Annotated in this window: 10 protein-coding genes and 2 tRNA genes; 2 read left to right on the top strand and 10 right to left on the bottom strand. The window is 44.5% G+C overall.

Going from position 1 to position 12,593, the window contains the following annotated elements:
- The first annotated feature begins 6 nt into the window (after positions 1-6).
- Positions 7-1,068 carry a hypothetical protein gene (locus ACXAGV_RS17415; protein WP_474874323.1) on the top strand — a complete coding sequence of 354 codons (1,062 nt, stop codon included), beginning with the start codon at positions 7-9 and terminating at the stop codon, positions 1,066-1,068.
- 79 nt (positions 1,069-1,147) lie between these two features.
- Here ACXAGV_RS17415 and ilvN read toward each other — a convergent pair whose 3' ends face one another.
- The 10 genes from ilvN to orn all read right to left on the bottom strand — a co-directional run bounded on the left by ilvN (position 1,148) and on the right by orn (position 11,429).
- The gene (ilvN, locus tag ACXAGV_RS17410) at positions 1,148-1,645 is read right to left on the bottom strand and encodes an acetolactate synthase small subunit (protein ID WP_014975513.1); all 498 of its coding nucleotides are present in this window, start codon (positions 1,643-1,645) and stop codon (positions 1,148-1,150) included.
- Entirely contained in the window at positions 1,645-3,363 is a 1,719-nt protein-coding gene (locus tag ACXAGV_RS17405; protein WP_474874322.1) for an acetolactate synthase 3 large subunit, read from the bottom strand. The genes ilvN and ACXAGV_RS17405 overlap by 1 nt, the downstream gene beginning before the upstream one ends.
- Before the next feature lie 273 nt (positions 3,364-3,636).
- Positions 3,637-4,014, bottom strand: a complete 378-nt coding sequence (locus ACXAGV_RS17400) for a MaoP family protein (protein WP_474874321.1) — start codon at positions 4,012-4,014, stop codon at positions 3,637-3,639.
- 233 nt (positions 4,015-4,247) lie between these two features.
- A complete protein-coding gene (locus ACXAGV_RS17395; RefSeq protein ID WP_474874320.1) occupies positions 4,248-4,709 on the bottom strand; it encodes a hotdog fold domain-containing protein in 462 nt (153 codons plus the stop codon).
- Positions 4,710-4,856: 147 nt separating this feature from the next.
- Entirely contained in the window at positions 4,857-6,425 is a 1,569-nt protein-coding gene (locus tag ACXAGV_RS17390) for a tetratricopeptide repeat-containing sulfotransferase family protein (RefSeq protein WP_474874319.1), read from the bottom strand.
- A 93-nt stretch (positions 6,426-6,518) separates the two neighbouring features.
- Entirely contained in the window at positions 6,519-8,990 is a 2,472-nt protein-coding gene (locus tag ACXAGV_RS17385; RefSeq protein ID WP_474874318.1) for a TonB-dependent receptor, read from the bottom strand.
- 467 nt (positions 8,991-9,457) lie between these two features.
- Positions 9,458-10,243, bottom strand: coding sequence for a hypothetical protein (locus ACXAGV_RS17380; RefSeq protein WP_474874317.1), 786 nt, complete (start codon positions 10,241-10,243; stop codon positions 9,458-9,460).
- Between the two features lie 224 nt (positions 10,244-10,467).
- Positions 10,468-10,543 (bottom strand) — tRNA-Gly (locus tag ACXAGV_RS17375).
- A gap of 163 nt (positions 10,544-10,706) precedes the next feature.
- Positions 10,707-10,782 (bottom strand) — tRNA-Gly (locus ACXAGV_RS17370).
- 101 nt (positions 10,783-10,883) lie between these two features.
- Entirely contained in the window at positions 10,884-11,429 is a 546-nt protein-coding gene (gene orn / locus ACXAGV_RS17365; RefSeq protein WP_014948078.1) for an oligoribonuclease, read from the bottom strand.
- 86 nt (positions 11,430-11,515) lie between these two features.
- Here orn and rsgA point away from each other — a divergent pair, with 86 nt between their 5' ends.
- Entirely contained in the window at positions 11,516-12,559 is a 1,044-nt protein-coding gene (rsgA, locus tag ACXAGV_RS17360) for a small ribosomal subunit biogenesis GTPase RsgA (protein ID WP_474874316.1), read from the top strand.
- Positions 12,560-12,593 lie beyond the last annotated feature (34 nt).

The raw sequence follows: 12,593 nt of genomic DNA, 5'->3' as shown, positions 1-12,593 counted from the left end.
TGAGTAATGTTGTGCCTTACTGTTATTTATTGCCATTTATTACTTACTGCCCCTTCGAATTTATACATCACCGATAGCAAGGTGAACCCCACCGTAAACACGACCAGTGGAAGTAGCGGGTATAGCGATGTTAGTGGGCCCGCAACCACTAAAAATCTGCCGTCTTACGCGTCTGCAGAAGCTTCACCTGCCGTTTCAGTAGCGGCACACAATGAACAATGGTTTGATGTGTGGCAACGTAGCTTTACTGACACCATGGACTTTACTGTTAAACAGCTCGACGGCTTGTTCGAAAATTCTCAAGAGCTCAAGGCTCCCGGACAAAAAGAGGCCCGGGCCGAAGGCCGTGTTCAGCTAGCTTGGGAACCCAGAAGCGGCATGCTTTCTGATACGGATCTTCGTTTTAGGGTACGAGTACGCCTACCGGCATTAAAAGAACGCGTTGATTTACTCTTGAGTGATAACGAAGACGAAACACAGAACAACACAATACGAGCCGCGAGAGATACCGGCAATAACAACCGCGATCGAACGACCATTGCGCTTCGCTTTCGTCCTGAGCAAGACTCGCACTACTCATTTAGAATTGGCGCTGGTCGCCGCGACCAACTATATGCGATGACCCGATACAGAGATGCTTTTGCCTTTTCTAATCAATGGGCCATGCTATACGACGCCGAACTTTACTATTACACCCGTGACCGTTTGGGTGCGGAGGTGGGCGTCGCTTTTCAATACGAAATCAATAAAAAGCACTTGGTTCGACAAAATAATCGCTACTACTACCGCGACGATACCAATGACTGGCTATGGCGGCATGAGGTCCATCATTTGTTCTCGGTGGATCGACATAACGCCGTTATTCCTCACCTTATGGTGGAAGGGCTCAGCCAACCCAATTTTCGCGTAGAAGAAGTCTATGGCGGATTTAGGTGGCGTAACAACATGCTGCGCGATTGGCTATTCTTTGAGGTAGAGCCCTTCGTTTTATGGCTACGTGAAGAGGATTTTAAAACCTCATACGGCGTAGCCCTGCGCGTAGAAGCCTATTATGGGCGCGATACTTAGGGTAATTCCCTAGAATGAAAAAAGGCTGTCTAATGACAGCCTTTCGAAAAAACGCTTTGCGCAAAAACTCAGAAAAAACTTAAGGACGAAGCGCCCTATCACCTCGAGCAAGCCCACACACACCGGTGCGCGATGATTCGATAATTTCAGCACACTGCCCCATAGTCGTGGCAAATGCATCTAGCTTATCTGTGGTGCCCGTAATTTCAATGGTGTAGTTGTTTACGTTCACATCCACAATACGCGCACGGAAGATATCAGAGTTCCGCTTCACTTCAGCACGTACCGACTCTGTGCGAGTCGCGACTTTAATCAGCATAAGTTCGCGTTCAATGTGCGTACCTTCAGTAAGGTCTACCACTTTTAGCACATCAATAAGCTTATTCACTTGCTTAGTAATTTGCTCTATGACTTTGTCATCGCCGTGCGTGATAATCGTTAGACGCGAAAGGCTCGCGTCGTCGGTTGGTGCCACACACAGAGAGTCGACGTTGTAACCGCGTTGTGAGAATACACCAACGATACGAGATAGTGCGCCAGGGGCGTTTTCCATTAATACAGAGATAATACGTTTCATCAGGTTCGCTCCGTCTTGCTTAAGCGCATGTCATCCATTGCGCCAAACTTAATTTGCATTGGATATACGTGTTCGTTTTGGTCTACTGCTATGTCCATAAACACTAAGCGATCTGTGTAACTGAAACATTTCTCCATTGCTGCGTCTAGTTCGTCAAGCTTGTCTACTTTAATGCCCACATGTCCGTAAGCTTCTGCCAATTTCACAAAGTCAGGCATTGAATCCATATACGAGTGTGAGTGACGCCCTTTATAAATCATATCCTGCCATTGACGAACCATACCCAAAGCACGGTTATTCAATGAGATAATCTTGATAGGTAAGTTGTACTGCAAACAAGTAGATAGCTCTTGAATATTCATTTGAATACTGCCATCACCTGTCACTACCACAGACGTTGAACCCGGGTGCGCAAACTGTACGCCCATTGCCGCAGGTAAACCAAAGCCCATGGTGCCAAGACCACCTGAATTAATCCACTGACGCGGTTTATCATAAGGGTAATAAAGCGCAGCAAACATTTGGTGCTGACCTACGTCAGAGCTTACATAGGCTTTACCGTCTGTGTGTTTGTACAAAGCTTCGATAACGCGCTGAGGTTTAATTACCTCTTCACCCTGTGCGTAGTTTAAGCACTCACGAGAACGCCAGGTTTCTATCTGCTGCCACCAATCCGCCAGCTTTTCACTCTGAGCTGATAAGTCTTTCTTATTTACCTGGCTTAAAATTTGATCAAGTACTTTATCTACCGAACCTACCACAGGAATGTGAGCATTTACGGTTTTAGAAATTGAGGCTGGGTCAATATCAACGTGAATAATGTCTGCATGAGGGCAGAACTTATCAACGTTATTGGTAACACGGTCATCAAAACGTGCACCTAGTGCAATGATGCAATCGGCATTATGCATAGTTTTGTTCGCTTCAAGCGTACCGTGCATACCTAGCATGCCGATAAATTGCTTGTGTGTACCTGGCATAGCGCCAAGGCCCATTAGCGTACAAGTTACCGGTGCATTTAGCTTCTCAGCTAATTCAATAACCTTTGCTGATGCATCGCAGGCTACGGCACCACCACCTACATATAATACTGGACGTTCTGCTTTAAGTAGCGACTCGACCGCTTTCTTAACCTGTTTAGGGTGGCCTTTTTCGGTTGGGTTGTAAGAACGCATGGTCACGTCACTTGGATACACATAAGGGTGCTCTTCCGCTACGTTAACAATATCTTTTGGTAAATCTACAACCACCGGGCCAGGACGCCCTGTGTTAGCAATATAATAGGCTTTAGCAATCGCTTCTGGAATATCAACCGCGCGCTTAACCAAAAAGCTGTGCTTAACGATAGGACGCGAACACCCTACCATATCAGTTTCTTGGAATGCATCTTCACCGATGTGCTTCGACGGCACCTGTCCCGATAAAATTACCATCGGGATAGAGTCCATGTACGCAGTAGCAATACCTGTAATAGTATTCGTAGCGCCTGGACCTGATGTGACGAGCACTGTGCCGGTTTTGCCAGTTGAACGTGCATAACCATCCGCCATATGGGCGGCTGCCTGTTCATGACGTACGAGGACGTGTTTGACATCATCTTGCGCAAATAACGCATCATAAATGTCTAGTACGGCACCACCTGGGTAACCGAACACGTGTGTCACTCCTACATCTTTTAGCGCTTCAACCACCATGGCTGCGCCCGACATCATTTTCACAGTGCTTTCTCCTGTAATGGGTTGGGGGGTTTGTCAGCGTACGTTGACGATGCCCCGACTATAACTAAGGTAATAGGAAGATAAAACACCAAATTGAGTAAAAGTGAGATATATATCCCAATATTCGCAATAATTAGGATAAACATTTCGACTTGAGTGTAATTTTGACAGAAAATAGGATATTTATTTACACAATATTAACAGCACAAACAATAAAGATGATTGCTTTAAGAAAGGCGCCTTTACACGTTTTAAATGCATAAAGGCATAAGCTCAATCACCGAGGTCGATATCAAGATCACTGTTATCGCTCATATCGTCGTCATCGTCAACATCTTGTTCAGCAGCACGCTTGGAACCATAAATACTTGCTGTTTTTGGACGGTTTATTCTGGCTTGGTATTTCAACCACGCTTTCTCTTGCGGTGTTGCAGGGTCACGATGACCAAGAGCCGATTCCAAATAGGCTTGTTCTTCATCATTCTCTGGCGTAATTTTCCCGTCCACTAGTGCAGCGAACAAACTACCATGAGCCTGAAGAAGCTTACTTTCATTAATGGAAAAATCTCCTGAACGGGCAAAGCCGTACGGGTAATTTTTCTTATCTATAAAGGGTTTTCTTGCGACTTGCTCTTTTGTGATTACAGACATCTTAACCTCTTCCACCGCTAATACCTGCGTTGTAAACACAGACAAAATTGCAACACCAACTGTTGAATGAAATAGACTACTGATATAGCGCCTTAATCGCTTTCAAGGTTATTCTTAGTTGGATTATTGTTTTCTGTCAAACAGAAAAGTAGCTGTAGTAAAAACTTAATATTGAATGTTTTAAAAGAGCATGAAAAAGGCCGCAAGCGCGGCCTTTTAATATAAGTGGGATATCAGCGTTTTTCGCTTACCCAAACCGTAATGGTTCCGTCGACGACCACGGTGCCTTCAGCGTTATATGCCTTAACAGAAATAGGTAAATCACCGGGCTTCCATGCGTCGACTGGCACTTCTGCTACACAACGAATATCTGAGTCTGCTTTCGCCGGATACTTTACTTCCATACCTTTTGGGATCCACCTAAGGTTTTTAGGTATGGATGCTTCACACATAAAGCCCATGGCCATTTCTAACCCGTTGCAAATCGCAATAACGTGGACCGTACCAATGTGGTTTTCAACCCCTTTATGCTTTTTAATGAGCACTTCACAATAGTTAGGTTTAATGTCTGAGATAAGTGGTGAAACGGTAGAAAAATAAGGTGCTCTACGCGCTGAGTACCAGCTAAATAGCTTCTTGCCAAAGGGCAGCTTCATAAATTTGTTATATGTATTTAGTACGTAATTCTTTGACATAGTTGTTCACGCTCATTTTCTAGAAAGTGCTATTGCGGGAAAGCGGTGATGATAATTCGGCTCTCATGCAATCTGGTTAGACCAGTAAGTGTAGCGTTAACATAATCGTTACGTTTAAAGGTTGCAAACGAATCTACGATTTTTCCATTAAATAATCCCCAACGACTTCTGCAAGGCTTCGGTTTGCAGCTCGTAGCGTTTCCAGCGACCTATTGAACGGGTATTTATTGGCTCTCTAACCTGCACTTTACTGGCGGTCGAAACAGGGAGCGTATTGTTTTCAACTTGTAGACATTGCGCTTCCCAAGGCAAGTTACAGAAAGCCAATAGATCTTTGACTTGAGCTTGCGGATTCTGAGCAAGTTGCTCGTATGATTGCAGGCGAATAGCGTTCGGATATGTATCAGCAAATTTCCTCACCCACTGTTCAAAGCTTTGATAAAGCTGTCCAATCACCTCAAGGTCGTAGGCGTAAGCGTAGTAAGGGCTGTGGATAGAAAACAACTGTCTGAAGTTACCTACGCAGGTATCCATTGGATTACGCAGCAAACAAACAATTTTTGCATTAGGTAGTGCCTGTCGAATTAGGTCGATATAGAAAAAATTGAAGGGCAGTTTGTCGACTAAGTGCTTTGCATCTTGTCGCAAGAAAGCCGTACGCTGAAGATAAAGCTCTCCAATTTGGGCCAAGTCACTCTTATATGCACTTTCAATGGTAGGCGTATCAAGTACTAGTTGGCTGCTAGTTTGGGTTACCTGTTTAACAGCAACGCCAAAGTCTTGTAGCTCTCCTCCAGAGGCAACTAACGAATGATGACTTAAGATACGCTCAACCAGTGTTGTGCCGCTGCGCGGCATGCCCACTACAAAAATGGGGGCGTCGCTTTGAGAAAGATCGGTGGAAAAAGCGTCCGAGCTAACCTGTGATTGCAAATTAGCATGAAGAGTATTAAATATTGCCTGATAATCTTTCAGCGTATTTTCGCTACGTGCCTTCTGAGGCGCTTTCGCGTGTTGCAGGGATTCAAAAGCACCAGTGTAATCACCTAGTACTTCGTACTCTTTCGCGAGTGCATGCCCTATGTGAAGACGTGCATCGGGGTTTGCCTTTACTTTTTCCACTAAGGGCTCAAGTCGCGCTAAATGATTATTTTCACGCGAAATGCCGCCGAGATCAGACAGGGCAAAATGCGCCTGAAAGAAATTAGGTTCGCTATCGATGGCTTGTTCAAAATGCTTTCTTGCCAGCTCAAATTTTCCCGCAAACTTGCAGCTAACTGCATAGTTGTAGTGGTATTGCGGATTTGATGGCGCCAAAGCAAGGGCCTTTTCAAAATAGGCGATAGCACCCTCATGTAGGCCTACTCTCGATAATGAAACGCCAACCGTATCTAAGTCGAGAGCACGGGTGAGGCTATCTACTGGTGCTTTCGCCACACACTCTAGTGCTTGCTGCATATCGCCTTTTAACGCAAAGCACTTGGCTAGATAGGCAAAGGTAATAGGACGGTTTTCGATTTCGTTAGACTTCGTTAACAAGGCGATTGCCTTTTCTATCTGTCCGATTTCAATATGAATAATGCCAAGTAAAAAATAGGCGTGAGCATGCGGTCCGAATTGTTGAATCACTTCTACACAACAGCGGTGCGCTTGCTGATAATCACGTTGTGATAAAAACCTTACGGCGTCGTCTAAGCGAGTGTGACTTGTATTCATTTTTAGCTTTTTTTAAAACCGTTTTAATACGAAAAAGGCGCTTACACGTTAAGCGTAAGCGCCCTTATATTGTATCGTGTAGCAATAACTATACTACATGCCAAATTGATACTTAAACATCAATCCTACAGTACGTGGTGTTAGCACATAGTGGCCATAGTTTCGCTGTAACTCGGTACCATTTGGCTCAAGGGTGTCGTTAAACTGACCTAAACCAATATCGCCTACGTTACGACGAGTTGAAGTAAACGCATACTTATCGAATAAGTTATCGATGTATAGGGTAACCGACCAATCTTCATCTGAAATCGTCGCATTCAAATTACTTACCGCATAGCCAGGTAGCGCCTCACCGTCTTGACGAAGGCCAACAGTGGTATACACATCGCTTTGCGCAGTGATACCGTAATTCACATTCAACATTTTATCGTCAAATACTTCTTGGCTGTATGTGATACCGAATGAGAACTGATGCTCTGCAGTTCCCGGTAAACGGTCACCATCTTTACCATCGTAAAAGTCTTGAAGCTCTGTGCCTTGATCATCAAACACGCCGAATAAGAAAGGTGCGTCTGCAGTTAACTCTGCTTGTGTGTAGGCATATGTTGCATAAGTCGTGATATTGTCGCCAATTATGCCTCGAACGGAGAATTCAGCGCCTTTCGACTCAGCACCTTCAGCGTTAACGATAATTGGCTGCTGGCCATTAATGGTAGCACCTGATACCTGAGGGTCTTGCCAGTCAACATAGAATAGCGCTGTATTAAGCTGAAGTTTGTTTCTAAAGAAACTGGTTTTAACGCCTAACTCGTAGTTAGTGGTGGTATCTGCCTCAAAGAGCTGTTCTTCGGGAGTAGCGCAAACAATTTGGTTATTCAGATCATCGACATTATCTGGGCAAGCTCCAACGCTATTCGCGCCACCAATTCTGAAGCCTTCACTGATGGTCAAATAACCCATTGTGCTGTTCGTAAACTGATAGCTAGTGTTGAATTTGAATAACGTGCCGCTATCGTCAGCTTCTGTCTCACCGTAATCTAGTACGATAGAATCAGACGCCCTGCCTTCAAATACAGAGTTATACAGAGGTAAATCTACAGCCGAACGCGAATAGACATCATATTGGTACGCGCGCAAACCTAAGGTAACGTCCCAGTCGCTTGTTAGTTCGTAAGTAAGTTCTCCGAATAACGCTTTTTCAGTAACCTCGCTTTCGTCTACTGAGAAATATTCAAGTGCATCTGGACGGTAGTTACCGTCTACACCCCACACGTCAATGGCATAAACATCGAAGTTAGGTGTAAATTCTTTACTGCTGCCTTCACTGTCTAAGTCGTAATAAAAGCCGCCAATGATCCATGATAAAGGCCCACTAGTTTGAGAAACTAAGCGCAGTTCTTGCGTGAAAACTTCCCGTTCTTCCACTTCTTCCGTGTAAGCAGAGAACGCTGGAAATTCTTCATAGCTGTAGTCTAAACGAATTAGCAGATCGGTTTGGTCACGTTGGCCGTTAGCATCAAAGTTAGATAGACCGGTTGCAGATACTAATTCTGCAAAGCCCAAGTCGGCACTTACTTCTAAACTTAATAACTCGTCTTCTTTTTCACGCGGCTCTTCGTAGCGATAGGCTGACTCGTACTTGCCGATAACATCGCTCAAAGGATTTTCGTCCGAAAGCGCGTCGTAATGTGTAATAGAGCGACCTTCAACGTCTTGCTTTTGGTAAAAGTAAGTCAATGTGCTGTCGAACCAATCGTTCGGCGCCCAGCGCACTGCAATACGGCCTGTTAGCGTATCTTCGCCATTGGCATCTTCAACACGACGTAGGTTACTATTCACCTCTTCTTCGTTAGACCAATCTGGATCTGGCAGTGACACACCGCCCTCTTTTACCACATAGTTGTAGTCAAGAAAGCCAGGGTTGTTGAAATAGTTCAATGACGCGCGTACCGCTAATTCACCATCAATAATCGGTGCGTTAAAGACAATACTGCTTTCTCCGCCTAGTGAGTCGCTCTCGCTAATACTGAACACGTCACCCGTTACTTCCCCAGACATAAACTCTAAATCGACTTTCTTTGGAAGGTAACGAATAGCACCGCCTAAAGTACCAGCCCCATAAAGCGTACCCTGCGGACCAATAAGGACTTCAACGCGATCGACGTCTACAAGACGCATATTCAGGAAAAGAGGAATATCGCCAAAGTAGGTGGCTACCGTGCCGCCATTTGAACCGGGGCCTGATGAGTTAGTATTTAGACCACGTACGATAATCGGAGAGTCGTTTCGCCCGCCTTGATCAGTCACAGTAAGACCAGGTACCCAACGGGCTACGCCATCAAGATCTTCAATATTCTGTTGGTCCAAAACGTCTGACGTTAGCGCAGAAATATTAATTGGTACTTCTTGTAACGTGCCACTTCTGCGAGTTGCAGTTACCTCTACTTTTTCGATTTGTTTTTCGTCTACAGCGACCGTTTGGGCATAGACGCTTGGACTTGAGCAAGCGGCTAACACTGCACCTGCTACGGCAGAAATATGGAAAGGAGCATTCTTAATCTGCATGTTCTCTCTCTTAAAATGGATATTGCTAAAAAGTCACTAGCCCGTTCCATTGGAAAAACAGAGTCCTTCTGAATTAAGCGTTTCTAGCGTGAATTAGGTAAATATGCGCACCGGCTCGTTATTGGTAGCGTTATTATTATTCGAAGCTATTCACTGAAAAGGGCCTAGAAGGCTTTACTCAGCAGAATGTGTGCCGGAATTTGCGCGCATTCTAATATAAAATATGGCAAAAGCGATAGAAAAACGGGATATTTATTCATTTTAAGTGCAAAGAATCCCAACCTATATAACAGCAATAGATAGACGCACTTATTAAGGTTTCACCTAAAAACAAAATTCCATCTAATAATTAGTAAGTTAAAGACTTTTTCGCATAGCCCAGCCAAAAACGCACAACTTTAGTGCACATGAGTTAGAATTAATACCCAGAATCAGAAAGAGCACTGTTTAAACCAGCAACTTAAGCGTCATTCTTTGTTTACTCGCCGATTAATATAATCGTTAAAACGGCTGCTATCTCTACACTTTACTGTTCCCTGGACAGCTATAGAGTCGGGTGAAGAAGGAAAATCGCGATCTTCAATCGTAATCCCCTTATTTTTACTGAGGGCGCTAAATAACTTTCCTTTTATTGAACTGCAATCAACGACTATTTCAATGCTTTTTAGAAAATCTTCGTTTTCAGTATTGATGGAGTTAGAAAGCTTAGGGTTTCTTTTCACATTAGAATGGGTTTTGTTTGAAGGTGATTGATTGGCGATATCATGCAAACGTTGTGCGTTCAAACGATTGATATAATCTTGTGTCGCATTCCGAATTTTAAGCCCGGTTTCTTCTGTTCTTGCTTTAAATTGTGGTGAAGGTTCTTTTACCAAAAGTTTCTGTTGCTCTTTAGGTTTGCCAACCACTTTGCTAGCGATCGATACTTTCTCAGCCTTTTTCGCTTTTTTAATAGCAACGCTATGATCTAGGTCGCTACCTTTCTCATTCACTGGTTCTGAATCAATTTCGGTCTTTTGAGCGGCAGTCGTTGGCATTACTAATACTGCTTTTAATAATACGGGTGGAAAGTGTTGCTGACTCACAGACTCGTTATCTGTGGTGAATGCCAACGCTAGTAACAATGCCCCATTGATACCAAGTGAAAGTATAAGCGCACGAAGAGTAGAAGGTTTCGGCAGGCTTATTTGAGTAAAACAGCTATTCTCAAATTCATATCTATCAACCCTTGGCTCTAACATTAATGCATCCATCCATAAAAGCACCTAGTAGTTGAGCATTAACAAAGCAGAAAGTTCAGATAGCTTTCGCTTACAAAGTAACTGCGATTATGGGACAGGAATACTGAAGAAAAATTTGGAACGGGAAACAGATTTGTTCTCGTTGTGAAGCAATGGCCGACACTCGGTCGCGAACCCATCAAGGAGTCGCATCAATACATCTGCTAATGTTTAGATTTTCGTGATGTTTGAAAATTTGGAGCGGGAAACGAGATTCGAACTCGCGACCCCGACCTTGGCAAGGTCGTGCTCTACCAACTGAGCTATTCCCGCATAGAGTCGATGCTGTGCATCTTATAGGCAATCTAGAGACCTAGATTAAAATTTGGAGCGGGAAACGAGATTTGCCAACTGGCCGACACTCGGTCGCGGGCCCACTAGGGGTCACGCTTTTCACGCCCACTGAAAGTAAAGTTTACTATCAGCTTTTAAAATTTGGAGCGGGAAACGAGATTCGAACTCGCGACCCCGACCTTGGCAAGGTCGTGCTCTACCAACTGAGCTATTCCCGCAACAAAAGAGGTACTTCGTTTGAAGTGGTGCGCATTTTACAAAAATTTTGGGGTAACGCAACCTTTAATTCGACTTTTTTTGCACCTCGATGCTTGAATGCCTAAATCGTAAACACTTTCTCACGATAATAGCGCATTTCTTCAATAGACTCGCGAATATCATCAAGCGCTAGGTGTACGCCTTTCTTTTCGAAACCGTCTAAAATTTCCGGCTTCCAGCGGCGCGTTAGTTCTTTTATTGTACTTACATCAATATTTCTATAGTGGAAGTAAGCTTCAAGCTCGGGCATGTACTTAACCATGAAGCGTCTGTCTTGCCCAATGGTGTTTCCACATAGCGGTGATTTGCCTGCATCTACCCATTGCTCTAAAAAGGCAATGGTTTGCGCTGATGCTTCTTCAACACTTATTTTACTTTCTCGGCAACGTGCAGTTAATCCACTTTCACCGTGAACTCGTGTACACCACTCGTCCATATTATTTAACACGTCATCACTTTGATGTACCGCTATTACAGGCCCTTCAGCCAAAATATTCAGCTGTGCGTCGGTAACAATGGTCGCGATTTCCATTACTACACAGGTTTCAGGATCTAACCCTGTCATTTCCATGTCTATCCAAACAAGGTTACTGTCGTGTTTACTCATTACTTTCCTCTTTGCGCTACAGACATGGCAACCATGCCCTACAAACGGTATTATTGACATAGTATACGTGAAACTAGAAAAGAATCGTGGCGAAAAAACCAAAACTTACACAACGACAGAAACGACAAGTTGCAGCAAACAGAAGCAAGCGCTTGCGTGAAAAGCACGCGTCAAAGGGCGCGGCGAACCTTGATGAAAGCACGCTAGAAAGCGGTACTGTGATTGGTCGCTTTGGTAAACACGCCGACGTTGAAGACGCAAACGGCGCAGTATCTCGCTGCCACATTCGCCGCACGGTAGACTCTGTAGTGTGTGGTGACAAGGTGTTTTTCAGTAAAGGGGATGACGCTGAGTCAGGTGTAAGTGGGGTTATTGAAATTGTAAAAGACAGGCACTCTGTCCTGACTCGCCCAGATTATTACGACGGCATTAAGCCCATCGCCGCGAATATTGACCGTATTATAGTGGTCAGCGCAATCTTACCAACCCTTTCCCTCAATATTATTGACCGCTATCTCGTGGCGTGCGAGGACATTGGCATCACGCCGCTGATTGTCCTTAATAAAGTTGAGTTGCTCAGTGAAGAGGAACGCGCAACCGTTACAGAGCAGCTTAAGACGTACGAAAACTTAGGCTACGAAGTGCTTTTCACCAGTTGCAAAACCGGTGAAGGCATTAGCAAACTGAATGAATACCTTAACGATAACATCAGCGTTTTCGTAGGGCAGTCCGGTGTAGGCAAATCGAGCCTTATTAACCAAGTTCTGCCAGACGCCGATGAATTAACCGGCGATATTTCAGATAACTCAGGGCTTGGTCAGCACACAACGACGGCGGCCAAATTGCTTCACTTGCCGGCCGGCGGCGATTTAATTGATTCCCCAGGAGTACGTGAATTTGGCTTGTGGCACATTCCTACCGAACGTATTACATGGGGCTTTATTGAGTTCAGAGATTATTTGGGCGGCTGCAAATTCAGAGATTGCAAGCACTTAAATGATCCGGGTTGTTTACTAAGAGAAGCCGTTGATGAAGGAAAAATTAGCGCAGAACGCTTCGACAGCTACCATAGAATTTTAACCACCATGGAAGAGCAGCGCCCTAGTCACAGCCAGCCTCCCGGGGCATAACAACTGCCACTGGGTTTCAACCTCACTGGAGCGC

This window comes from Alteromonas sp. ABH4_453, from assembly GCF_056160665.1.
The sequence above is the reverse complement of the archived record's forward strand: the minus strand, read 5'-3'. Positions and strand labels throughout refer to the sequence as shown.